General features: G+C 58.9%; 19 protein-coding genes. 13 read left to right on the forward strand and 6 right to left on the reverse strand.

Annotation, left to right across the window (positions count from 1 at the left end):
* Window positions 1-80 precede the first annotated feature (80 nt).
* Window positions 81-1,856, reverse strand: coding sequence for a glyoxylate carboligase (gene gcl, locus AC3ITA_RS08170; protein ID WP_095944030.1), 1,776 nt, complete (start codon window positions 1,854-1,856; stop codon window positions 81-83).
* A 281-nt stretch (window positions 1,857-2,137) separates the two neighbouring features.
* Here gcl and AC3ITA_RS08175 point away from each other — a divergent pair, with 281 nt between their 5' ends.
* On the forward strand, window positions 2,138-2,578 hold the full coding sequence (locus AC3ITA_RS08175; protein WP_015096201.1) for a GlcG/HbpS family heme-binding protein: 441 nt from the start codon (window positions 2,138-2,140) through the stop codon (window positions 2,576-2,578).
* A 212-nt stretch (window positions 2,579-2,790) separates the two neighbouring features.
* Window positions 2,791-3,249, forward strand: coding sequence for an REP-associated tyrosine transposase (locus tag AC3ITA_RS08180; RefSeq protein WP_095944029.1), 459 nt, complete (start codon window positions 2,791-2,793; stop codon window positions 3,247-3,249).
* A 103-nt stretch (window positions 3,250-3,352) separates the two neighbouring features.
* Here AC3ITA_RS08180 and AC3ITA_RS08185 read toward each other — a convergent pair whose 3' ends face one another.
* A complete protein-coding gene (locus AC3ITA_RS08185; RefSeq protein ID WP_008020589.1) occupies window positions 3,353-3,958 on the reverse strand; it encodes a TetR/AcrR family transcriptional regulator in 606 nt (201 codons plus the stop codon).
* 134 nt (window positions 3,959-4,092) lie between these two features.
* Between AC3ITA_RS08185 and AC3ITA_RS08190 the strand changes: the two genes are divergently transcribed.
* Window positions 4,093-5,007 (forward strand): DUF808 domain-containing protein, encoded by a 915-nt coding sequence (locus AC3ITA_RS08190; RefSeq protein ID WP_489279964.1) that lies wholly within the window; start codon window positions 4,093-4,095, stop codon window positions 5,005-5,007.
* 127 nt (window positions 5,008-5,134) lie between these two features.
* Here the strand turns inward: AC3ITA_RS08190 and AC3ITA_RS08195 are convergent, their stop codons facing one another.
* Together AC3ITA_RS08195 and AC3ITA_RS08200 are read right to left on the reverse strand one after the other, a co-directional pair.
* Window positions 5,135-5,923, reverse strand: a complete 789-nt coding sequence (locus AC3ITA_RS08195) for an MlaA family lipoprotein (protein ID WP_095944027.1) — start codon at window positions 5,921-5,923, stop codon at window positions 5,135-5,137.
* A complete protein-coding gene (locus AC3ITA_RS08200) occupies window positions 5,916-7,214 on the reverse strand; it encodes a serine/threonine protein kinase (RefSeq protein WP_095944026.1) in 1,299 nt (432 codons plus the stop codon). Before AC3ITA_RS08200 ends, AC3ITA_RS08195 begins: the two co-directional genes overlap by 8 nt.
* 225 nt (window positions 7,215-7,439) lie before the next feature.
* Here AC3ITA_RS08200 and AC3ITA_RS08205 point away from each other — a divergent pair, with 225 nt between their 5' ends.
* Window positions 7,440-7,808: a hypothetical protein gene (locus AC3ITA_RS08205; protein ID WP_095944025.1), complete on the forward strand. Its 369-nt coding sequence runs from the start codon at window positions 7,440-7,442 to the stop codon at window positions 7,806-7,808.
* A 126-nt stretch (window positions 7,809-7,934) separates the two neighbouring features.
* On the opposite strand, the gene AC3ITA_RS08210 is transcribed toward AC3ITA_RS08205, so the two are convergent.
* A complete protein-coding gene (locus AC3ITA_RS08210; protein WP_489279965.1) occupies window positions 7,935-9,530 on the reverse strand; it encodes a glycoside hydrolase family 17 protein in 1,596 nt (531 codons plus the stop codon).
* A gap of 296 nt (window positions 9,531-9,826) precedes the next feature.
* Between AC3ITA_RS08210 and AC3ITA_RS08215 the strand changes: the two genes are divergently transcribed.
* From AC3ITA_RS08215 to AC3ITA_RS08225, 3 genes are all read left to right on the forward strand, one after another.
* Complete coding sequence (locus AC3ITA_RS08215; RefSeq protein ID WP_489279967.1) at window positions 9,827-10,678, forward strand: glycine betaine ABC transporter substrate-binding protein; 852 nt, start codon at window positions 9,827-9,829, stop codon at window positions 10,676-10,678.
* Between the two features lie 240 nt (window positions 10,679-10,918).
* Window positions 10,919-11,230 (forward strand): DUF485 domain-containing protein, encoded by a 312-nt coding sequence (locus AC3ITA_RS08220; RefSeq protein ID WP_095944022.1) that lies wholly within the window; start codon window positions 10,919-10,921, stop codon window positions 11,228-11,230.
* On the forward strand, window positions 11,227-12,885 hold the full coding sequence (locus AC3ITA_RS08225) for a cation acetate symporter (protein WP_150673892.1): 1,659 nt from the start codon (window positions 11,227-11,229) through the stop codon (window positions 12,883-12,885). The genes AC3ITA_RS08220 and AC3ITA_RS08225 overlap by 4 nt, the downstream gene beginning before the upstream one ends.
* Window positions 12,886-14,025: 1,140 nt before the next feature.
* Here the strand turns inward: AC3ITA_RS08225 and gltA are convergent.
* A complete protein-coding gene (gene gltA, locus AC3ITA_RS08230) occupies window positions 14,026-15,315 on the reverse strand; it encodes a citrate synthase (RefSeq protein ID WP_007959044.1) in 1,290 nt (429 codons plus the stop codon).
* A gap of 364 nt (window positions 15,316-15,679) precedes the next feature.
* Between gltA and sdhC the strand changes: the two genes are divergently transcribed.
* The 6 genes from sdhC (at window position 15,680) to odhB (ending at window position 23,253) form a co-directional block, all read left to right on the forward strand.
* Window positions 15,680-16,054, forward strand: coding sequence for a succinate dehydrogenase, cytochrome b556 subunit (gene sdhC, locus AC3ITA_RS08235; RefSeq protein WP_032829628.1), 375 nt, complete (start codon window positions 15,680-15,682; stop codon window positions 16,052-16,054).
* Complete coding sequence (gene sdhD / locus AC3ITA_RS08240) at window positions 16,048-16,416, forward strand: succinate dehydrogenase, hydrophobic membrane anchor protein (protein ID WP_056721678.1); 369 nt, start codon at window positions 16,048-16,050, stop codon at window positions 16,414-16,416. Before sdhC ends, sdhD begins: the two co-directional genes overlap by 7 nt.
* A 3-nt stretch (window positions 16,417-16,419) precedes the next feature.
* Complete coding sequence (sdhA, locus tag AC3ITA_RS08245; protein WP_095944020.1) at window positions 16,420-18,192, forward strand: succinate dehydrogenase flavoprotein subunit; 1,773 nt, start codon at window positions 16,420-16,422, stop codon at window positions 18,190-18,192.
* A gap of 11 nt (window positions 18,193-18,203) precedes the next feature.
* The gene (locus AC3ITA_RS08250; RefSeq protein WP_095944019.1) at window positions 18,204-18,908 is read left to right on the forward strand and encodes a succinate dehydrogenase iron-sulfur subunit; all 705 of its coding nucleotides are present in this window, start codon (window positions 18,204-18,206) and stop codon (window positions 18,906-18,908) included.
* Between the two features lie 253 nt (window positions 18,909-19,161).
* Window positions 19,162-21,993, forward strand: a complete 2,832-nt coding sequence (locus AC3ITA_RS08255) for a 2-oxoglutarate dehydrogenase E1 component (RefSeq protein WP_095944018.1) — start codon at window positions 19,162-19,164, stop codon at window positions 21,991-21,993.
* A gap of 42 nt (window positions 21,994-22,035) precedes the next feature.
* Window positions 22,036-23,253, forward strand: coding sequence for a 2-oxoglutarate dehydrogenase complex dihydrolipoyllysine-residue succinyltransferase (odhB, locus tag AC3ITA_RS08260; RefSeq protein ID WP_007984589.1), 1,218 nt, complete (start codon window positions 22,036-22,038; stop codon window positions 23,251-23,253).
* Window positions 23,254-23,317 lie beyond the last annotated feature (64 nt).

The raw sequence follows: 23,317 nt of genomic DNA on the forward strand, positions 1-23,317 counted from the left end.
TGTCAGTCAACATTGATGTTGAATGTGCCGGCCTCATCGCGAGCAGGCTCGCTCCTACAGGGAGAGCGATCAGCTGTTAATCAATCAAGCAACGAGATCGCAGTCGGTGCGTCGTCGCCAACCAGTGCCAGGTCTTCGAATTCGTTGACAGCGTTGATCTCGGTACCCATGGAAATGTTGGTCACGCGCTCCAGGATGATCTCGACGATTACTGGAACCTTGAACTCTTCGATCAGCTCCTGGGCCTTGCGCAGGGCAGGCTGGATCTGGGACGGTTCGAATACACGCAGTGCCTTGCAGCCGAGGCCTTCGGCAACGGCGACGTGGTCCACACCGTAGCCGTTGAGTTCCGGCGCGTTCAGGTTGTCGAAGGACAGCTGCACGCAGTAGTCCATGTCGAAACCGCGCTGCGCCTGACGGATCAGACCCAGGTACGAGTTGTTCACCACGACGTGGATGTACGGCAGCTTGAACTGCGCGCCCACCGCCAACTCCTCGATCATGAACTGGAAGTCATAGTCCCCCGACAGGGCCACGACTTTACGGTTCGGATCAGCCTTGACCACGCCCAGCGCTGCCGGAATGGTCCAGCCCAACGGGCCAGCCTGGCCGCAGTTGATCCAGTGGCGCGGCTTGTAGACGTGCAGGAACTGCGCGCCGGCAATCTGCGACAGACCGATGGTGCTGACGTAGCAGGTGTCTTTGCCGAACACCTGGTTCATTTCTTCGTACACGCGTTGCGGCTTGACCGGTACGTTGTCGAAGTGAGTCTTGCGCTGCAGGCTGGCTTTGCGCTGCTGGCAGTCTTGCAGCCAGGCGCTGCGGTTCTTCAGCTTGCCGGCGGCTTGCCATTCGCGAGCGACTTCGATGAACACGGTCAGCGCGGCAGCGGCGTCGGAAACGATGCCCAGGTCCGGGGTGAATACGCGGCCGATCTGGGTCGGTTCGATGTCAACGTGAATGAACTTGCGGCCTTCGGTGTAGACGTCGACGGAACCGGTGTGACGGTTAGCCCAACGGTTACCCACGCCCAGAACCACGTCGGACTTGAGCATGGTTGCGTTGCCGTAGCGGTGCGAAGTCTGCAGACCAACCATGCCGACCATCAGCGGGTGATCGTCCGGGATCGTGCCCCAGCCCATCAGGGTCGGGATGACCGGGATGCCGGTCAGCTCAGCGAACTCCACCAGCAGGTCGGCGGCGTCGGCGTTGATGATGCCGCCACCGGCCACCAGCAATGGACGCTCGGCCTGGTCCAGCATGGCCAAGGCTTTTTCAACCTGGACGCGGGTAGCGCTCGGCTTGGCCAATGGCAGCGGCTGGTAAGCATCGATGTCGAATTCGATTTCGGCCATCTGCACGTCGAACGGCAGGTCGATCAGCACCGGGCCTGGACGGCCGGAGCGCATTTCATAGAAAGCCTTCTGGAACGCATAAGGCACCTGGCCCGGTTCCATGACGGTGGTCGACCACTTGGTGACTGGCTTGACGATGGTGGTGATATCGACGGCCTGGAAGTCTTCCTTGTGCATACGGGCGCGGGGTGCCTGACCGGTAATGCAGAGGATTGGAATCGAGTCGGCCGAGGCGCTGTAGAGCCCGGTGACCATGTCGGTGCCGGCAGGGCCGGAAGTGCCGATGCACACGCCGATGTTGCCGGCCTTGGTGCGGGTGTAGCCCTCGGCCATGTGCGAGGCGCCTTCAACGTGGCGAGCGAGTACGTGATCGATGCCGCCGACCTTTTGCAGGGCGGAGTACAGCGGGTTGATGGCGGCACCCGGGATGCCGAAAGCGGTATCGACCCCTTCACGGCGCATCACCAGAACGGCGGCTTCGATTGCTCTCATTTTGCTCATGGTTTTGTGCCTCTTTACGTTTTGTAATTGTATACAAGTGGCTTTGCGCAGAGTGTATTCACGGCGGACGGCGCAGGTCAATCCATTTTCTCAAGCGCTTGTTTCATTCGTCGGAAGCCCGTTCTGCTGTGGCTTTTCGTCGCATGTGGCGCCTTTCGAGAATTATTGTATACAAAAAAATAATTCATTGTGTTCTATTTGTTGTATCGGGCTGCGGCACAACGTCTCGCACTTGTGCCGCAGCCCACCGACTTTCCGAAAAACAAAATGAGGACGGCACCATGAGCGCTTTAACCTTGAAAGTCGCAGTCAACCTGGTCAACGAGGCCATCACCGCAGGGCGGGCAATCGCTGCGGCACCCTTGACCATCGCAGTACTGGATGCCGGCGGGCATCTGATCACCCTGCAACGCGAGGACGGTGCCAGCCTGCTGCGCCCGCACGTCGCCATCGGCAAAGCCTGGGGCGCCATCGCGCTGGGCAAGGGTTCACGCCTGCTGGCGCTGGACGCCCAGCAACGCCCGGCGTTTATCGCCGCGTTGAACAGCCTGGGGCAGGGCAGCGTTGTGCCGGCACCGGGTGGTGTGCTGGTTCGGGATCAGGACGGGAACGTGCTGGGGGCGGTGGGGATCAGCGGCGATCTGTCGGATGTCGACGAGCAGTGCGCGATCAATGCGATCGAGGCGTTGGGGTTGGTGGCGGATGCGGGGGTGGCGGCTTGATTTGTAGCTTCTGATCAATCGCCTTCGCGAGCAGGCTCGCTCCCACAAGGGGCGGTGGCGGACACAGAATGTCTGATCACCGCAATACCACTGTGGGAGCGAGCCTGCTCGCGAAGGCATTCTCCCAGTCACATCCAGCTAAAAGTCTGCATTACCCTCCAGCATTTCCGGGGCTAGCCTTTTCATGACGTCATCATGAGAGTGGCAAGGGAATGCCTGAACTGTCTGCTTCACACCGTCTGCGCCTCGGCCGCTACACCGAACACAATCGAATCTATCTGCTGACAGCCAATACCTTCGAACGCCGACCTGTCTTCAAGGATTTCACCTTGGGCAGATTAGTCGTGAACCAATTTCGTAATGCTCAGGAGCAAGGTTGCGCCAAGTCATTGGCGTGGGTCGTCATGCCTGATCATTTTCATTGGTTGGTCGAGTTGCAGCGGGGTTCGCTGAGTGGATTGATGCAGAAGACCAAATCGTTGAGTACTAAGGCAGTGAATCGGTTCGTCGACGGGAAGATCTGTCTTTGGCAACAGGGGTATCACGACCGAGCGCTGCGGCGAGATGAGGATTTGGTGAAGATGGCGCGGTATGTAGTAGCCAACCCGTTGCGGGCTGGACTGGTGGCAAAGCTTGGCGACTATCCGTTGTGGGATGCGATCTGGGTTTGAGCTGAAACCGTGTCGTCTCGATCGCGAGCAGGCTCACTCCTACAGGGGAATGCATTCCAAATGTAGGAGTGAGCCCGCTCGCGATTGGTAGCACCGCTGTCCATCAATCCGGCTCACACCCCTTGAGCACCAACCGGATAATTGTCTGTGCCGCCGCTTCATAATCTTCTTCATCCAGCCTGGCCTTGCCGGTGATGGCGGTGATTTGCCAGTCGAAGTCGGCGTAGGTCTGGGTCGCGGCCCAGATGCTGAACATCAGGTGGTTGGGGTCGATGGGGGCGATTTGCCCGCGGTCGATCCAGGTCTGGATGCACTCGATGTTGTGTTTGGCCTGGCCATTGAGCTGTTCGACCAGATCGCTGCTCAGGTGGGGGGCGCCGTGCATGATTTCGCTGGCGAACACCTTGGAGGCGAATGGCAGGTCACGGGAGATGCGGATTTTCGAGCGAATGTAGCCGCTGAGTACTTCACCGGGTTCGCCGTCCGGATTGAATGGTGTCGAAGCCTGCAGGATGGGCTCGATGATACTTTCCAGAACCTCGCGGTAGAGGTTTTCCTTGGACTTGAAGTAGTAGTAGACGTTGGGCTTGGGCAATCCCGCCTTGGCTGCGATGTCGCTGGTTTTGGTCGCAGCGAAGCCTTTGTCGGCGAATTCCTCACTGGCGGCACGCAGGATCAGTTGTTTGTTGCGCTCGCGGATAGTGCTCATAAACCGGGTGATTCCTTGCCTGTTCTGGCGGTTGCGCATGGTATCACCGGCCTCGCGCGGCGCTCAAGAATGCACCGCAGGCTCTTATGTCGCGCTATGCTGCTGCGCATTCATTGCAGAAGGAAACCCGATTCATGGCAGGAAGCAGTTTGCTGGTACTGATCGACGATATCGCGACCGTGCTGGACGACGTGTCTTTGATGACCCAAATGGCCGCCAAGAAAACGGCCGGTGTACTCGGTGACGATCTGGCACTCAATGCCCAGCAAGTCAGCGGCGTGCGTGCCGAACGGGAAATTCCGGTGGTCTGGGCGGTCGCCAAGGGGTCGTTCATCAATAAACTGATCCTGGTGCCGTCGGCATTGGCGATCAGTGCATTCATTCCGTGGCTGGTCACGCCGTTGTTGATGGTCGGCGGTGCCTATCTGTGTTTCGAAGGTTTTGAGAAGCTCGCCCACAAGTTTCTGCACAGCAAGGCTGAAGATGTCGCCGAGCATGCGCAGTTGGTCGAGGCGGTGGCCGATCCTGCCATCGACCTGGTGGCGTTCGAGAAGGACAAGATCAAAGGCGCTATCCGCACCGATTTCATTCTTTCGGCGGAAATCATCGCCATCACCCTCGGTACTGTGGCCGGCGCGCCATTGACTCAGCAAATCATCGTGCTTTCGGGCATTGCCATTGTCATGACCGTCGGCGTGTACGGATTGGTGGCGGGTATCGTCAAGCTCGACGACCTGGGCCTGTGGTTGACCCAGAAACCCGGGCAGATGGCGAAAAGCATTGGCGGCGGGATTCTGCGCGCGGCACCGTACATGATGAAAAGCCTGTCGGTGATTGGTACGGCGGCGATGTTCCTGGTGGGCGGCGGGATCCTCACGCACGGTGTGCCGGTGGTGCATCACTGGATCGAAAGTGTCGGCGCAGCGGCGGGAAGTGGCGGGTTTATCGTGCCGGTGTTGCTCAATGGCGTGGCGGGGATTATCGCGGGGGCGGTGGTATTGGTTGGCGAGATGGCCGTCAGCAAGATCTGGAAAGCCATGAAGGGCTGAAGGCAACACAAAGCAAATGTAGGAGCGAGCCTGCTCGCGATGACGGAGTGTCAGACAACCTCGTTGGTGACTGACACGACCTCATCGCGAGCAAGCTCGCTCCTACAGTTATTTGCGATCGTCTGATTTACTCGGCGACCTGCAACTTGCGCGCTTCGGTGTACACGTAGCGCACTTTCTCGTATTCGAATGGCGAGTTCATCTGGCCATAGCGGAAGCTGGTCTGGTGGCGTTTGTCGATGGCGCGCAGGATCAAGATTTCCGGATGGTTGGAGCTGACTTCGGCCACGTTGAGGAAGTTGATCGCATTCTCGGCCGAGTAGTCCACCAGCAGGCCACCGGTATCACGCAGATTCGACGGACCGAGGATCGGCAGGACGAAATAAGCGCCGCCCGGCACACCGTAGAAGCCTAAAGTCTGGCCGAAGTCTTCGCTCTGGCGCGGCAGACCCATGGCGGTGGCCGGGTCCCACAGGCCGGCGATGCCGATGGTGGTGTTGAGCAGCAGTCGCCCAGTGGTTTCCAGGGAGCGCTGACCCTTGAGTTGCAGCAGGCTGTTCATCAGGTTCGGCACATCGCCGAGGTTGTTGAAGAAGTTGCTGACACCGGTACGCAGGAAGCTCGGGGTGACGTAGCGGTAACCATTGACCACCGGCAGGAACACCCATTGGTCGAAGCGGTAGTTGAAGTGATAGACGCGCCGGTTCCACTCCTCCAGCGGATCGTAGACGGCCAGCGCGTTGAGCGTCGAACGCTCGAACTCGCGCTGATCCAGGCCCGGGTTGAATTTGAGTTTGCTCAGCGGCTCCTTGAAGCCATCGCTGTCGACGACCACGGGGGCATTGGCTTTGCTGTTGTCGGCATTGGCGACGCCTGCACAGAGTAACGCTGCCAAAAGCAGGAGGTATTTAGCCACGGAAGAACTCCAGCATGGCGTCGCTGTTGACGCGGTAGTTAATGTTGCCGCAATGGCCGCCCAGCGGGTAAACGGTCAGGCGATCGCCGAAGGTCCGGCGCAGGAAACCCAGGTCACCAGGTCCGAGGATCACGTCGTCGGCGTTGTGCATGACGGCGATTTTCGGGCTTTCGTGCAGATAGTCCTTCAGCGCATACAGGCTCACCTGGTCAATCAGTTGCAGCAGGCTGCCGCCGTCGGTGCGGGCGCGCCACATCGGGATCACTTGCTCGGTGATGTAGCAGTCGAAGTCGCATTGCAGCGCACGCTTGAGGAATGGCGTGAGGCTGGTGCCCTCGGTGATCGGGAACTTGGGTGGGGTGATCAGGCCGCGACGGTTGACCAGGTCCGAAGTGAAGGCAATGTCGGCCGCCGAAAAGCGAAACGAGGTGCCGATCAGCATGGCCATCTGCTCGTTGCTCAGGTGCTGCTTGGACTGCTGGAAGTCGTAGAGCAGGGCGTCATTGAGGTCGATGTAGCCCTTCTGCTGGAAGTAGCGGGTCAGCTTGTCCAGTACCAGCTCATAGAATGTGGTGCTGGTGTTGATGCCCTTGACCTCGGTCTGGACCAGCTTGTCGAGGTTGGTGATCGAGGTGTAGAGGTTGACCGGCGGGTTGAGCAGCAGGACTTTCTTGAAGTTGAAGCTGCGGCGGGTTTCGTCCAGGTGCGAGACGAAAGCGGCATCCAGTGCACCCAGGCTGTACCCGGTCAGGTAGTAATCGGTGACCGGCATTTTCGGGTTCTGTGCCCGTACGGCCTGCATTACCCGGTACAGATCTTCGGCGTCTTCCTTGGAAACACCCGGGGTGGCGAAGCGTGATGCGGCACTCATGAAGTCGTAGCTGGTGGGCGATGACAACTGCACCACGTGGTAGCCGGCTTTGTAGTAGAGCTTCTTCAGGTATTCGTTCAGGGTGCTGTCATAGCGCGCACCGGTGCCGGCGATCAGGAAAATCAGCGGTGCGGCGTGATCCTGTGTGGCAATGCGGTAGTCGAGTTTCTTGACCGCCCAGAAATTGTCCGGCAATTCGAACGCCCGTTCCGGACGCAAGGTGACGCTGCGCACTTCCTGATCGATATCGTCGTCCAGGGGTAACTCCGGACGCAGGTCCGGCGGCGTGGTCGCGATGGTCGCCTCGAACGGATTGGTCAGGGGGTAGCCGTAACTGGCGGCGTCAATGTCGACCGCCAGTGCGGACGCACTCAATATAAGGCCGCCAAACAGGGCAGCGAAGCGCAAGGAACGGAGCATGACTAAATCCCTTAGAAGAAGGTGCCAAATGAATTTCGCAGGCTATGACCACCGGATTTGCGCCAAAGTGCCAAGCCTCGGCACCAAACAGGCTTTATTTCGAAGTAATAGTAGCTGGACGATACACTTTGCAGCGATTGAATGACCAGTTAACAGTTGTTATCGCTTGCGAAACGCTCTTGTGCGATTAAGCTGGCCGCCGTTTTTCGCCAATTGGAGTGTTACATGTCCCGCCGCCTGCCCGTGATCCTGCTGCTTGTTTTGCTGCCTGTATGGCTGGCCGCCAGTTATGGCGCGCGTTATGGCTTCATGGAGGATGCGCAGTGGGTCGGCATTTGCGCGGATGAAGCGAGTCGTTGGGAATGCCAGGTGCGTTCGAACCTGGGGCTGATGATTCATTTCGGGGTGCTGGGTTGGTCTGCACTGGGCGCGGCGATCATCGGCTTTGTCGTGCCAGGGAGGGCAGGCTGGTGGCTCGCGGTGCTGGCGCTGGTGTTCGGTTTTCCGGCGCTGGCTTTGTACAACACGACGCTGGCGGTGTTTGCGGTGGTGATTGCGGGGTTGCGGTTGGTCAGGAAGTCTCGTAGCGCCTGATAGTCCGTCATCGCGAGCAGGCTCGCTCCCACAGTAGATCTTCAGTGAACACAAAATTTGCGTGCGACAAAGATCAAATGTGGGAGCGAGCCTGCTCGCGAAGAGGCCGATCAAGTCGCTAAAGATTCAAGCCTTACGAACCCGAAGGCAACGCCACAACGCTGCCACCATCATCATGCTCACCAGCGCCCAGCCCCAAGCCTGCTGGTTCTGCAATCCTTCGCGGAACAACTGCGGCGCAATGCCGGCACCGATGATGAAGGTCAGCAACGCAATCTCGCGGCGCGGCACGTTAACCGGGCGGCACAGATACACCAGCGCAGGCACGATGAACGCGACACTCGGGAAGCTGCGATAACGCGGATCGAGCACCAGTTCCAGCATCATCACCGCTGCCGCGAACCCTGTCGTTGCAACCAGCCAGCCAGCACGGCGTTCCAGCAGGTTGAAAGCCCGGCCACGCCAACCGCTGCGAGGGCTCAATATCAGTGCGGCATGGGCCAGCACCAGCAGATTCAGAGCGGTCAGCAATCCGACCCATAGCCATTCACTGGTAAAACGCGTGGTCACTCGTGCCAGGTCGCCCCAGGCGCCAATCGAGCACGCCGCCAGCGCACCGAGCAGGGGCAGCACCAGTGCCGAACGCGTCGTGCGGACCCGGCCACCGAGCAGCAACGTGCCGATGAAGATCAAGCCACCCACCGCGAGCCACTGCGACCAGTACGGTACGTTTGTCACGGGCCCCGCCAGCACGCCCTTGTCCTGGCGATCGGCATCGAACAGCCCCCAATAACCACCGACCGCACCTTCACTGGCGCGTTTCCAGGGCTGGTCGAAGGCTTCGATCAAGTTGTAGTGCCAACCCTGTTGCTCGGCCATGGCGACAAAGCCGCGAATGAATCTGGCTTCGTTGACCCGGCTCGGCAGGGCGGTTTCGCGCTGGCGACCTTCGCTTGGCCAGCCGGTTTCGCCGATCAGCACATCCTTGGGCGCGAACTTGTTGCCGAACCCCTGGCGTACGTCGGCCACATGTTGCAGGGCTGCGTCGATGTTCGACGGATCATCCTCCCAGTACGGCAGCAGGTGAATGGTCAGGAAATCCACGGCGGGGGCGATTTCCGGATGCTTGAGCCAGAACTCCCAGACGTCGGCGTAGGTGACAGGCTGTTTGACCTGGCTCTTGACCTTGTTGATCAGCTTCGCCAATTGCGCGCCGGTGACTTCCTTGCGCAGCAGGGTTTCGTTGCCGACGATCACTGCGCTCACCACATCCGGGTTGGCGTTGGCCGAGGCGATCAGAAGGTCGACTTCTTTCTCGGTGTCCACCGGGTTGCTGTTGACCCAGGCGCCGATCATCAGCTTCAAGCCATGCTTGCGCGCAAGGTCCGGCAGGGCTTCGAGGCCGGTCATGGAATAGGTGCGGATGCATTCGAAGTTTTTGGACAGCAGTGCGAGGTCGGCATCCATACGCTCGGGGCGCAAGTTGAAAGGCACGTCGAACGGCGATTGGTCTTTATCGAATGGGGTGTATGAGGCGCATTGCAACTTGTGCGTTGCGCTGGCGACGTCCGGCAAAATTACCGGTTTGCCGAGGCCGTACCAGAAGCCGCCAAGGGCAAACAGCCCGAGCAGGCAGGCGAATAGATAAGCAGCAAAAGGGAAACGGGAAGTCGCGGACATGGTCAGGCCGTGTGGGAACAAAGCGGCGCATGTTACCTGCATTTGTCGCGTGCTTGGTGGCCTGCATGATTTTGTCATGCAAAGTTCGGGCGGATTGGCAGGGGTGTTTGTAGCGCTGGGGGTTAATGGCTTTCTGATGTCGTTTCTCGATGCCTTGAGGTCGCTGGCAGAGCAGGTCGCCATGAGCGTCAGGTTGATTATCGCAAGTGTCAGTACTCCGCTGATGTTCGAACGAGTTTGCGGTGGGCGTGAAGGGCGTGATGGGGGCGCTGTGCACCATAACAATACGTTTAAGCGACTCGGCATCCGTCGAGCGCAGCACTTTCGGGGAAGTAACGATGAAGATGCGACGACTCTTGGGCGCAGGTGCCGCTTTGGTGCTGGCGATCAGTTCTACCGTGGCCAGTGCCGCCAGCAAGGAAGTGACTATCGGTTATGTCGACGGCTGGTCGGACAGTGTCGCCACGACCAACGTGGCGGCTGAAGTGATCAGGCAGAAACTCGGTTATGACGTGAAGTTGCAAGCCGTTGCCACCGGGATCATGTGGCAGGGCGTGGCCACAGGTAAACTCGACGCCATGCTGTCGACCTGGCTGCCAGTGACCCACGGTGACTACTGGACGAAGAACAAGGATCAGGTCGTCGACTACGGCCCGAACTTCAAGGATGCGAAAATCGGTCTGATCGTGCCGGAGTACGTTAAAGCCAAGTCCATCGAGGACCTGAAAACCGACGACACCTTCAAGAACCGCATCGTCGGCATCGACGCCGGTTCAGGCGTGATGCTCAAGACCGATCAGGCAATCAAGGACTATGACCTGACCGGCTATCAACTCAAGGCCAGTTCCGGCGCCGGCATGATCGCCGAGCTGACCCGTGCCGAGAAGAAGAATGAATCCATCGCCGTGACCGGCTGGGTACCGCACTGGATGTTCGCCAAGTGGAAACTGCGCTTCCTCGAAGACCCGAAAGGCGTGTACGGCGCGGCTGAAACCGTGAACAGCATCGGCAGCAAGGGCCTGGAAGCCAAGGCGCCGGAAGTGGCCAAGTTCCTGAAGAACTTCCAGTGGGAATCCAAGGATGAAATCGGCCAGGTGATGCTGGCGATTCAGGATGGTGCCAAGCCTGAAGCCGCGGCGAAGGATTGGGTCGCCAAAAACCCTGAGCGTGTGGCTGCCTGGACCAAGTAACAAGGAACCTCGCTGTACCCTGTAGGAGCGAGCCTGCTCGCGATAGCAGTCTGTCAGTTGACTGAGAAGTCGCCTGACACGACGCTATCGCGAGCAGGCTCGCTCCTACATTTATTTGTACATGCTGGAGTTTGGCGAATCCGTCATGGGGTTCTAAGACTAAGGTCGTCTGGAACCTGCCCCGCAGCCGCATAGAGTGGATACCGTTCCAACTAAATCTGTGCTGCGAGGATAAAAACAATGAACGACAGCATTTACCTCTCGATTCAAAACAGCCCGCGCTTCAAGGAGCTGGTTAGCAAGAGGGAACGATTCGCCTGGATTCTTTCGGCGGTCATGCTAGGGCTTTACTCCGGATTCATCCTTCTGATTGCCTACGGGCCGCAGGTGCTGGGGGCGAAAATCAGCCCTGAGTCTTCGATTACCTGGGGCATACCGATCGGTGTCGGGCTGATTGTCTCGGCCTTCATCCTGACCGGTGTCTACGTACGACGCGCCAACGGCGAGTTCGACGACCTGAACAATGCGATTCTCAAGGAGGCTCAGCAATGATCCGCCGTCTAATGGCTCTTTTGAGCATCGTAGCTTTCGCACCTGGCGCCTGGGCAGCTGACGCCCTGACCGGTGCCGTTCAGAAACAACCGCTTAACGTGTCCGCGATCGTAATGTTTGTCGCCTTCGTCGGTGCCACCCTGTGCATCACCTACTGGGCTTCCAAGCGTAATAATTCGGCAGCCGACTACTACGCCGCCGGCGGCAAGATCACCGGTTTCCAGAACGGTCTGGCGATTGCCGGTGACTACATGTCGGCAGCGTCCTTTCTGGGTATTTCCGCGCTGGTGTTCACCTCCGGCTACGACGGCCTGATCTACTCGATCGGCTTCCTGGTGGGCTGGCCGATCATTCTGTTCCTGATCGCCGAACGCCTGCGTAACCTGGGTAAATACACCTTTGCCGACGTGGCGTCCTATCGCCTGGGGCAAACCCAGATCCGCTCGCTGTCTGCTTGTGGTTCGCTGGTGGTGGTGGCGTTCTACCTGATCGCGCAAATGGTCGGAGCCGGCAAGCTGATCCAGTTGCTGTTCGGTCTCGATTACCACGTCGCGGTGATCCTGGTCGGTATCCTGATGTGCCTGTACGTGTTGTTCGGCGGCATGCTGGCGACCACCTGGGTGCAGATCATCAAGGCTGTGCTGTTGCTGTCCGGTGCTTCCTTCATGGCGCTGATGGTGATGAAGCACGTCAACTTCGACTTCAATATGCTGTTCTCCGAGGCGATCAAGGTTCACCCGAAAGCTGAAGCGATCATGAGCCCTGGTGGCCTGGTGAAGGATCCGGTCTCGGCATTTTCCCTCGGTCTGGCGCTGATGTTCGGTACCGCTGGCCTGCCGCACATCCTGATGCGCTTCTTCACCGTGAGTGACGCGAAGGAAGCTCGCAAAAGCGTGCTGTACGCAACCGGCTTCATTGGTTACTTCTACATCCTGACCTTCATCATCGGCTTCGGCGCGATCCTGCTGGTCAGCACCAACCCGGCCTTTAAAGACGCTGCCGGCGCCTTGCTGGGCGGTAACAACATGGCGGCGGTGCACCTGGCCAACGCGGTGGGCGGCAGTATCTTCCTGGGCTTCATCTCGGCGGTGGCGTTCGCGACCATTCTGGCAGTGGTTGCCGGTCTGACCCTGGCCGGTGCTTCGGCGGTGTCCCACGACCTGTACGCCAGCGTGATCAAGAAGGGCAAGGCCAACGAGAAGGACGAGATTCGCGTCTCGAAAATCACCACCATCGCCTTGGCGGTGCTGGCCATTGGTCTGGGTATCCTGTTCGAGAGCCAGAACATTGCGTTCATGGTGGGCCTGGCGTTCTCCATCGCGGCGAGCTGCAACTTCCCGGTGCTGCTGCTTTCCATGTACTGGAAAAAGCTGACCACCCGCGGTGCGATGATCGGCGGCTGGATGGGGCTGGTCAGTGCCGTGGGCCTGATGGTGCTTGGTCCGACCATCTGGGTGCAGATCCTGCATCACGAGAAGGCCATCTTCCCGTATGAGTACCCGGCGCTGTTTTCGATGATGATTGCCTTTGTCGGGATCTGGTTCTTCTCGGTTACCGACAAGTCGACTGCGGCTGACAATGAGCGGGCGTTGTTCTTCCCGCAGTTTGTGCGTTCGCAGACTGGCCTGGGTGCAAGTGGTGCTGTTTCGCACTAAGCGTTTGGGTTTGACTGTTTAAGTTGTGTTGAATGGAAATGCCCTGGTCGAGAGATCGGGGCATTTTTTATTGGGCGGTGATCGACCTGAATTTCGTGGATGTACAGATTTACTGTAGGAGCGAGCCTGCTCGCGAAGGCGGCCTGACAGCCGACCTGTCTTTTGTTGACCGCGTACATATCCATTGCTGCGGTAACGACGACTTATGGTTCCGCTCTTACAGCGGGTCACTTTGGCAAACGCCGGAGTGCCGGCCCAGCCCAAAGTAACCAAAGGTCTCGCCCCTTACGTACGGCCCCTTGCTAAGGCTCGGCGTTCCTTCGCTGCGGTATTCATCCGGGGGCATTGCCCTCCGGTCGGCTTCGCTTCGACCTACATGCAATGAGTTCGACTGCGTCGAACGGCGCTGCGCGCCAATCCCCGGATGAACACCTCCACTCAGCCTGCCGATGGGGGCGGGTGGATCAAGATCAAGAGCTGCAGGCGAGCTAACGCTCGGCCCTGTAGGAGCGAGCTCGCTCGCGATGGACGTCAACGATAACGCGTGCTGCCTGATTGAAGGTGTTGTCCAGACGTTTTTCGCGAGCAGGCTCGCTCCTACAGTGGATTAGCGTATTGGCTGGCAGGCCGAACTATTCGCAATTGAACGCGTTCCCTGTAGGAGCGAGCTTGCTCGCGATAGCAGCCTGGCAGTCACCAGGCACCTCCCGGACGAACGCACCCCGCAAACAGGCCGGCCGGTAGGCCGCCTCGGTTGCTGTTGCGGTGCAGGCCCCCCCACGTGAGGCCGAGCGCAGGTTCTGCGCAGTGGGCAACCCGGCATGGATGCCGGGTTAGCCGCCGCCGGCCATGGATGGCCGATGGCGGCGGGCCCACGGAGCAGGACCGGAGCGAGGGAATGCCGAGCCACAGCGAGGCACCGAATGTCAGGGGCAAGAGCCCTTTGGTTACTTTGGGGCTTTTCCAAAGTGACCCGCCGTAAGGGCGGAACCCTAAGAGGCCGTTACAGAAAAAACGGATATGTACCCGACCAAAGAGCCAATCGCGACAAAGCGCACAAACAAAAACGGCCTCCTGCTCTTTATATAAAAAGCAGAGGCCGTTCCCGGTACAACTCAACACCCTACAGCAAGACAGCGCTTACTTGCGGTCTTCCAGCTTGGTGATATCACGCGACTCGTAGCCGGTGTACAACTGGCGCGGACGGCCAATCTTGTACGGGCTGGAGAGCATTTCCTTCCAGTGGGAGATCCAGCCGACGGTCCGCGCCAGGGCGAAGATCACGGTGAACATGCTGGTCGGGATGCCGATCGCCTTGAGGATGATCCCCGAGTAGAAGTCGACGTTCGGGTACAACGAGCGTTCGATGAAGTACGGATCGGTCAGGGCGATCTCTTCCAGGCGCATGGCCAGTTCGAGTTGCGGATCGTTCTGGATGCCCAGTTCCTTCAACACTTCGTCGCAGGTCTGCTTCATTACCGTGGCGCGCGGGTCGCGGTTTTTGTAAACGCGGTGACCGAAGCCCATCAGCTTGAACGGATCGTTCTTGTCCTTGGCCTTGGCGATGAACTTGTCGATGTTCGAAACATCGCCGATTTCATCGAGCATGGTCAGTACGGCTTCGTTGGCACCGCCGTGGGCAGGGCCCCACAGTGCAGCGATACCGGCGGCGATACAGGCGAACGGGTTGGCACCCGAAGAGCCGGCCAGGCGTACGGTGGAGGTCGAAGCGTTCTGCTCGTGGTCGGCGTGGAGGATGAAGATCCGGTCCATGGCCTTGGCGAGCACCGGGCTGATCGGTTTGATCTCACACGGGGTGTTGAACATCATGTGCAGGAAGTTTTCCGCGTACGACAGGTCGTTGCGCGGGTACATCATGGGTTGGCCCATGGAGTACTTGTAAACCATCGCGGCCAGGGTCGGCATCTTGGCAACCAGACGGATCGCGGAGATTTCGCGATGCTGCGGGTTATTGATGTCCAGGGAGTCGTGGTAGAACGCCGAGAGGGCACCGACTACGCCGCACATGACGGCCATCGGGTGGGCGTCACGACGGAAGCCGTTGAAGAAGGTCTTCAGCTGCTCGTGAACCATGGTGTGGTTCTTCACGGTGCCGACGAACTGGGCCTTCTGTTCTGCGGTCGGCAGTTCGCCGTTGAGCAGCAGATAGCAGGTTTCCAGATAGTCCGACTTTTCAGCCAGCTGTTCGATCGGGTAGCCGCGGTGCAGCAGAATGCCGTTGTCGCCGTCGATATAGGTGATCTTCGACTCGCACGAGGCGGTCGACATGAAGCCTGGGTCAAAGGTGAAACGGCCCGTGGCCGTCAGGCCCCGAACATCGATAACATCGGGACCAACGGTGCCGGTTAAAATGGGCAGCTCGACGGGGGCTGCGCCCTCGATGATCAACTGCGCTTTTTTGTCAGCCATGTGGCCTCCTATTTATGCTTGAAATCATCAGACAGACCCCCCACGCAGGGCCCGCACCACTATAGTGAGATAAATTCGAATGTCAATTTGCCTAAAGTCTTGCTCCAGAAGGCTTTAACCGGACTTTTTTCTCGAAATTGGCTGCCATTTACGCCTTTTATGCCAGTTGCGCAATCAGCTGTTCGGGTTAGGTGTTTGCGTTGTCATTAGTAGCCTAACTGTCTATACTCGGCCACCGACCGCCAAGGGCTTTTGGGCTTGCTTTCATTGGGGGTCGCATCCCTGGGTGGTGGTTACCTGACCAGTGCACTCCCCAACAACTTTGCCCTGATTGTTAGGGGCTCTTCAGTGTGAAAAAAAAGCCGTGAAAAGCCAACGACCTGTAAACCTAGACCTAAGGACCATCAAACTCCCAGTCACTGCTTACACGTCCATCCTTCACCGAATTTCCGGTGTCATCCTCTTCGTGTGCCTTGCCATCATGCTTTATGCATTGGACAAGTCGCTGAGTTCCGAGGAAGGCTTCGGTCAGGTGAAAGCGTGTCTGACCAGTCCGCTAGCCAAGCTAGTGACATGGGGCATCCTGTCCGCTCTGCTTTATCACCTGGTAGCCGGTGTGCGCCATTTGATCATGGACATGGGCATCGGTGAGACGCTGGAAGGCGGCAAGCTGGGCTCGAAAATCGTTATCGCCGTTTCCGTGGTGGTAATCGTTCTGGCAGGAGTTTGGATATGGTAACTAACGTCACGAACCTGTCGCGTTCGGGCCTCTATGACTGGATGGCGCAACGTGTGTCTGCGGTCGTTCTCGCGGCTTACTTCATCTTCCTGATCGGATACATCGTGGCCAACCCTGGCCTCGACTACGCCCAGTGGCATGAACTGTTCGCCCACAACGGAATGCGTATCTTCAGCCTCCTGGCCCTCGTTGCCCTCGGCGCTCACGCCTGGGTCGGCATGTGGACCATCGCGACCGACTACCTGACGCCAATGGCGTTCGGCAAGTCCGCAACGGCTATACGTTTCCTTTTCCAGGCAGTATGCGGCGTTGCGATGTTCGCTTACTTCGTCTGGGGCGTGCAGATTCTCTGGGGTATCTGAGTCATGGCTAACATTCCAACGATTTCTTTCGACGCCATCATTATTGGTGGTGGCGGTGCCGGCATGCGCGCAGCGCTGCAACTGGCACAGGGCGGTCACAAGACCGCCGTGATCACCAAGGTTTTCCCGACCCGTTCGCACACTGTGTCCGCCCAGGGCGGCATCACCTGCGCGATCGCGTCCGCTGACCCGAACGATGACTGGCGCTGGCACATGTACGATACCGTCAAGGGTTCCGACTACATCGGTGACCAGGACGCTATCGAATACATGTGTCAGGAAGGCCCGGCTGCCGTTTACGAGCTGGACCACATGGGGATGCCATTCTCGCGTACCGAGCAAGGTCGTATCTACCAGCGTCCATTCGGCGGTCAGTCCAAGGACTACGGTAAAGGCGGCCAGGCTGCGCGTACTTGCGCTGCGTCCGACCGTACCGGTCACGCTCTGCTGCACACCCTTTATCAGGGCAACCTGAAAGCCGGTACCGTGTTCCTGAACGAGTACTACGCTGTCGATCTGGTGAAGAACGGCGAAGGCGAGTTTGTCGGCGTGATCGCCATCTGCATCGAAACCGGCGAAACCACCTACATCCGTGCCAAGGCCACCGTATTGGCCACCGGCGGTGCAGGTCGTATCTACGCTTCGACCACCAACGCCCTGATCAACACCGGTGACGGCGTTGGCATGGCGCTGCGTGCCGGCGTACCGGTACAAGACATCGAAATGTGGCAGTTCCACCCGACCGGCATCGCCGGCGCCGGTGTACTGGTTACAGAAGGTTGCCGTGGTGAAGGTGGTTACCTGATCAACAAGCACGGCGAGCGTTTCATGGAGCGTTATGCTCCGAACGCCAAAGACCTTGCCGGTCGTGACGTTGTTGCCCGTTCGATGGTTAAGGAAATCATCGCCGGTAACGGTTGCGGTCCGAACGGCGACCACGTGATGCTCAAACTCGACCACTTGGGCGAGGAAGTGCTGCACAGCCGTCTGCCAGGCATCTGCGAACTGTCCAAGACTTTCGCACACGTTGACCCGGTTGTTGCTCCGGTTCCGGTTGTTCCGACCTGCCACTATATGATGGGCGGCGTTGCCACCAACATTCACGGTCAGGCGATCACCCAGGACGCTGATGGCGTCGATGCCATCATCCCGGGCCTGTTCGCAGTAGGCGAAGTGGCTTGCGTATCGGTTCACGGTGCCAACCGTCTGGGCGGCAACTCGCTGCTCGACCTGGTGGTATTCGGCCGCGCTGCCGGCCTGCACCTGGAAAAGGCGCTGACCGACGGTATCGAATACGACGACGCCACCGACGCCGACATCCAGGCTGCCCTGGCGCGTCTGTCCGCTCTGAACGAGCGTACCGAAGGCGAAGACGTGGCTACCCTGCGTCGCGAGCTGCAAAACTGCATGCAGAACTACTTCGGTGTATTCCGTACCGGCGAATACATGCAGAAGGGTATTGCCCAGCTGGCGGACCTGCGCAAGCGCATCGCCAACGTGAAGATCAACGATAAGTCGCAGGCGTTCAACACTGCACGTATCGAAGCGCTGGAACTGCAGAACCTGCTGGAAGTGGCCGAAGCCACCGCCATCGCTGCCGAAGTACGTAAAGAGTCCCGTGGTGCTCACGCCCGTGAAGACTTCGAAGACCGTGACGACGAAAACTGGCTGTGCCACACCCTGTACTTCCCGGGTGACAAGCGCGTGACCAAGCGTGCCGTGAACTTCTCGCCGAAGACTGTTCCGACTTTTGAACCTAAGATTCGGACTTATTAAGGGTGGCCGCCATGTTGCAAGTCAGCGTTTATCGTTACAACCCTGATCAGGACGCCGCGCCGTTCATGCAGGAATTCCAGGTTGATACCGGTGGTAAAGACCTGATGGTGCTGGACGTGCTGGCCCTGATCAAAGAGCAGGACGAGGGTTTCTCCTATCGTCGCTCTTGCCGTGAAGGTGTTTGCGGTTCCGACGGCATGAACATCAACGGCAAAAACGGCCTGGCGTGCGTCACGCCGCTGTCTGCTGTCGTAAAAGGTAACAAGTTGATCGTTCGTCCTCTGCCAGGTTTGCCGGTTATCCGTGACCTGGTCGTCGATATGAGCATCTTCTACAAGCAATACGAAAAGGTTAAGCCATACCTGCAGAACGACACGCCGGCTCCGGCCATCGAGCGTCTGCAGTCCCCTGAAGAGCGTGAAAAGCTGGACGGTCTGTACGAGTGCATCCTGTGCGCTTGCTGCTCGACTTCCTGCCCGTCCTTCTGGTGGAACCCGGACAAGTTCCTGGGTCCGGCTGCCCTGCTGCAAGCGTACCGCTTCCTGGCAGACAGCCGTGATACCAAGACGTCCGAGCGTCTGGCTTCGCTGGATGATCCGTTCAGCGTATTCCGCTGCCGCGGGATCATGAACTGCGTCAGCGTATGTCCGAAAGGCCTGAACCCGACTAAGGCCATCGGTCACATCCGTAACATGTTGCTCTCAAGCGGCGTGTGATTCAGCTGCTGTACCCGTTGTACCCGTAGATGCTACGGCGCAGGCTTCAACCGGCGCCGTAGTTTTAACCTGAGCAGCAGCTTAAAAGGCTGCAGCTCTTATTTTGAAGAAATGAGACAAGCAGGGGCATCCGGGCTGGTACCCGGACTATCAGTGTGATCCTAGTGGCTTGTTTTGGTCGCTGCATTCGGACTTCTGCAAGTTTGCTCGGTGTCGACACCGATGGTGTTCCCCTAACCGAGGGTGACCAAGCATGCAAGAAAGCGTGATGCAGCGCATGTGGAACAGTGCCTACCTATCCGGTAGTAACGCTGCCTATGTGGAAGAGCTTTACGAGCTCTACCTGCACGACCCTAACGCTGTGCCAGAAGAGTGGCGCACCTACTTCCAGAAGTTGCCTGCTGACGGCAACTCTGCCACCGATGTTTCGCACTCCACAATTCGCGATCATTTCGTCTTGCTGGCAAAGAACCAGCGCCGCGCCCAACCGGTTTCCGCCGGCAGCGTGAGCAGTGAGCACGAGAAGAAGCAAGTTGAAGTGCTGCGATTGATCCAGGCCTACCGTATGCGTGGCCACCAGGCAGCCCAGCTTGACCCGCTGGGGCTGTGGCAGCGTCCTGCACCTGCAGACCTGTCGATCAATCATTACGGCTTGACCAATGCCGATCTTGATACGACCTTCCGTGCCGGCGACCTGTTCATCGGCAAAGAGGAAGCGAGCCTACGCGAAATTCACGAAGCGTTGCAGCAGACATATTGCCGCACCATCGGCGCTGAATTCACGCACATCACCGATTCCGAGCAGCGCCAGTGGTTCCAGCAGCGTCTGGAAAGCGTGCGCGGTCGTCCGACGTACTCCGCCGACATCAAGAGCCACCTGCTTGAGCGCGTGACCGCCGGCGAAGGCCTGGAAAAATACCTGGGCACCAAATACCCGGGTACCAAGCGTTTCGGTCTGGAAGGCGGCGAAAGCCTGATTCCGATGCTCGACGAGCTGATCCAGCGTTCCGGTTCCTACGGCACCAAGGAAATCGTCATCGGCATGGCCCACCGTGGCCGTCTGAACGTGCTGGTCAACACCTTCGGCAAGAACCCGCGCGAGTTGTTCGACGAGTTCGAAGGCAAGAAGAAGGTCGAGCTGGGTTCCGGTGACGTTAAATACCACCAGGGCTTCTCGTCCAACGTGATGACCACCGGCGGTGAAGTTCACCTGGCCATGGCGTTCAACCCGTCCCACCTGGAAATCGTTTCCCCGGTGGTCGAGGGTTCGGTTCGCGCCCGTCAGGACCGTCGTAACGATCCGACCGGCGAGAAGGTTCTGCCGATCTCCATCCACGGTGACGCTGCGTTCGCAGGTCAGGGCGTGGTCATGGAAACCTTCCAGATGTCGCAGACCCGCGGTTTCAAGACCGGCGGTACCGTGCACATCGTGATCAACAACCAGGTCGGTTTCACCATCAGCAACCCGCTGGACTCGCGTTCCACCGAGTACGCGACCGACGTTGCGAAAATGATCCAGGCGCCGATCCTTCATGTGAATGGCGATGATCCGGAAGCCGTATTGTTCGTGACCCAGCTGGCCATCGACTACCGCATGCAGTTCAAGCGTGACGTGGTGATCGACCTGGTCTGCTACCGTCGTCGCGGCCACAACGAGGCCGACGAGCCAAGCGGCACCCAGCCGATCATGTATCAGCAGATCACCAAACAGCGCACCACCCGTGAGCTGTATGCCGATCGTCTGACCCAGGGCGGTGTGCTGGACGCAGAGCGTGTTCAGGCGAAAGTCGACGAATACCGCAACGCACTGGACAACGGTCTGCACGTGGTGAAGAGCCTGGTCAAAGAGCCGAACAAAGAGTTGTTCGTGGATTGGCGTCCGTATCTGGGCCACGCCTGGACCGCGCGTCACGACACTCGCTTCGACCTCAAGACCTTGCAGGAACTATCCGCCAAGCTGCTGGAAATTCCGGAAGGCTTCGTGGTTCAGCGCCAGGTCGCGAAGATCTACGAAGACCGTCAGAAGATGCAAGCCGGCGGCCTGCCGATCAACTGGGGCTACGCCGAAACCATGGCGTACGCGACCCTGGCGTTCGAAGGTCACCCGATCCGCATGACCGGCCAGGACATCGGCCGCGGTACGTTCTCGCACCGTCATGCTGTCTTGCACAACCAGAAAGACGCGGGCACCTACATCCCGCTGCAGAACCTGTACAACGGCCAGCCACGTTTCGACCTGTACGATTCGTTCCTGTCCGAAGAAGCCGTACTGGCGTTCGAATACGGTTACTCGACCACCACGCCTGATGCGCTGGTGATCTGGGAAGCCCAGTTCGGCGACTTCGCCAACGGTGCCCAGGTGGTTATCGACCAGTTCATCACCAGTGGCGAGCACAAGTGGGGCCGTCTGTGCGGTCTGACCATGTTGCTGCCGCACGGTTACGAAGGTCAGGGGCCGGAGCACTCCTCGGCGCGTCTGGAGCGTTACCTGCAGCTGTGCGCCGAGCACAACATTCAGGTAGCCGTGCCGACTACGCCGGCACAGATCTATCATTTGCTGCGTCGTCAGGTGATTCGCCCGCTGCGCAAGCCGTTGATCGTTCTGACTCCAAAATCGCTGCTGCGCCACAAGCTGGCCATCTCGACGCTGGAAGATCTGGCCGAAGGTTCGTTCCAGACCGTCATCCCGGAAATCGATGCCCAAGACCCGAAAAAGGTCGAGCGCGTTGTTCTGTGTAGCGGCAAGGTCTACTACGACCTGCTGGAAAAACGCCGTGCCGAAGGTCGTGACGACATCGCTGTCGTGCGTATCGAGCAGCTGTACCCATTCCCTGAGGACGACTTGAAGGAAGTCCTGGCGCCTTACACCAACGTCAAAGCTGCCGTCTGGTGTCAGGAAGAGCCGATGAACCAGGGTGCGTGGTACTGCAGCCAACACCACATGCGTCGCAGCATCAGTAACCTCAACAAGTCTCTCGTACTCGAGTACGCGGGCCGTGAGGCTTCTGCTGCACCAGCATGCGGTTACGCATCGATGCACGCCGAACAGCAGGAAAAACTGCTGCAAGACGCCTTTACTGTTTAACGCCTTCGCGCACCTGAAACCGAATTTAAGGAACCACAGACAATGGCTATCGAGATCAAAGCCCCCACTTTCCCGGAATCGGTTGCCGATGGCACCGTTGCCACCTGGCACAAACAACCGGGCGACGCGGTCAAGCGCGACGAGCTGATCGTCGACATCGAAACCGACAAAGTCGTGCTGGAAGTGCTGGCTACCGCTGACGGCGTGCTGGGCGCTATCGTCAAGAACGAAGGCGACACCGTTCTGTCCGACGAAGTCCTGGGCTCCATCGTTGAAGGCGGCGCTGCTGCTGCCGCTCCGGCTGCCGCTGCTGCTCCGGCCGCCGCCGCCGCTCCAGCTGCCGGCGCTGACGAAGACGCCATCGCCGCTCCGGCTGCTCGCAAGCTGGCCGAAGAAAACGGTATCAACCTGGCTTCCGTCAAGGGCACCGGCAAAGATGGTCGTGTAACCAAGGAAGACGTGGTTGCCGCTGTCGAAGCCAAGAAAGCCGCTCCTGCTGCCGCGCCTGCCAAGGCTGCTGCTCCGGCTGCCGCTGCTCCTGTGTTCGCCGCCGGCGATCGCATCGAGAAGCGTGTACCGATGACCCGCGTTCGTGCCACCGTGGCCAAGCGTCTGGTTGAAGCTCAGTCGAACATGGCGATGCTGACCACTTTCAACGAAGTCGACATGACCGAAGTCATGGCCCTGCGTTCGAAGTACAAGGATCTGTTCGAGAAGTCCCACAACGGCGTGCGCCTGGGCTTCATGTCGTTCTTCGTGAAAGCGGCCACCGAAGCGCTGAAACGCTTCCCGGCTGTCAACGCGTCGATCGACGGCGGTGACATCGTTTACCACGGCTACGCTGACGTCGGCGTTGCAGTTTCCAGTGATCGCGGCCTGGTTGTACCGGTTTTGCGTAACGCCGAACTGATGAGCCTGGCTGAAATCGAAGGCGGCATCGCCACCTTCGGCAAGAAAGCCCGCGACGGCAAACTGTCGATGGACGAAATGACCGGTGGTACTTTCACCATCACCAACGGTGGTACTTTCGGTTCGATGATGTCGACCCCGATCGTCAACCCGCCACAAGCCGCCATCCTGGGCATGCACAACATCATCCAGCGTCCTATGGCCATCAACGGTCAGGTCGTTATCCGTCCGATGATGTACCTGGCACTGTCCTACGATCACCGTCTGATCGATGGCAAAGAAGCTGTGACCTTCCTGGTGACCATCAAGAACCTGCTGGAAGATCCGGCTCGTCTGTTGCTGGATATCTGATAGAAGCAGCCATGAGCTGCAAGCACAGGCTGCGGAAAACCCGCGACCTGGCTTGCCGCTCGCG

The organism is Pseudomonas sp. GL_090, from assembly GCF_057837765.1.

What these genes read in the sequence shown, in the direction of transcription:
- gcl (WP_095944030.1), bottom strand. Translation starts at nt 1,856, where the DNA reads ATGAGCAAAATGAGAGCAATCGAAGCCGCCGTTCTGGTGATGCGCCGT.
- AC3ITA_RS08175 (WP_015096201.1), top strand. Translation starts at nt 2,138, where the DNA reads ATGAGCGCTTTAACCTTGAAAGTCGCAGTCAACCTGGTCAACGAGGCC.
- AC3ITA_RS08180 (WP_095944029.1), top strand. Translation starts at nt 2,791, where the DNA reads ATGCCTGAACTGTCTGCTTCACACCGTCTGCGCCTCGGCCGCTACACC.
- AC3ITA_RS08185 (WP_008020589.1), bottom strand. Translation starts at nt 3,958, where the DNA reads ATGAGCACTATCCGCGAGCGCAACAAACAACTGATCCTGCGTGCCGCC.
- AC3ITA_RS08190 (WP_489279964.1), top strand. Translation starts at nt 4,093, where the DNA reads ATGGCAGGAAGCAGTTTGCTGGTACTGATCGACGATATCGCGACCGTG.
- AC3ITA_RS08200 (WP_095944026.1), bottom strand. Translation starts at nt 7,214, where the DNA reads ATGCTCCGTTCCTTGCGCTTCGCTGCCCTGTTTGGCGGCCTTATATTG.
- AC3ITA_RS08205 (WP_095944025.1), top strand. Translation starts at nt 7,440, where the DNA reads ATGTCCCGCCGCCTGCCCGTGATCCTGCTGCTTGTTTTGCTGCCTGTA.
- AC3ITA_RS08210 (WP_489279965.1), bottom strand. Translation starts at nt 9,530, where the DNA reads ATGCAGGTAACATGCGCCGCTTTGTTCCCACACGGCCTGACCATGTCC.
- AC3ITA_RS08215 (WP_489279967.1), top strand. Translation starts at nt 9,827, where the DNA reads ATGAAGATGCGACGACTCTTGGGCGCAGGTGCCGCTTTGGTGCTGGCG.
- AC3ITA_RS08220 (WP_095944022.1), top strand. Translation starts at nt 10,919, where the DNA reads ATGAACGACAGCATTTACCTCTCGATTCAAAACAGCCCGCGCTTCAAG.
- AC3ITA_RS08225 (WP_150673892.1), top strand. Translation starts at nt 11,227, where the DNA reads ATGATCCGCCGTCTAATGGCTCTTTTGAGCATCGTAGCTTTCGCACCT.
- gltA (WP_007959044.1), bottom strand. Translation starts at nt 15,315, where the DNA reads ATGGCTGACAAAAAAGCGCAGTTGATCATCGAGGGCGCAGCCCCCGTC.
- sdhD (WP_056721678.1), top strand. Translation starts at nt 16,048, where the DNA reads ATGGTAACTAACGTCACGAACCTGTCGCGTTCGGGCCTCTATGACTGG.
- sdhA (WP_095944020.1), top strand. Translation starts at nt 16,420, where the DNA reads ATGGCTAACATTCCAACGATTTCTTTCGACGCCATCATTATTGGTGGT.
- AC3ITA_RS08250 (WP_095944019.1), top strand. Translation starts at nt 18,204, where the DNA reads ATGTTGCAAGTCAGCGTTTATCGTTACAACCCTGATCAGGACGCCGCG.
- AC3ITA_RS08255 (WP_095944018.1), top strand. Translation starts at nt 19,162, where the DNA reads ATGCAAGAAAGCGTGATGCAGCGCATGTGGAACAGTGCCTACCTATCC.
- odhB (WP_007984589.1), top strand. Translation starts at nt 22,036, where the DNA reads ATGGCTATCGAGATCAAAGCCCCCACTTTCCCGGAATCGGTTGCCGAT.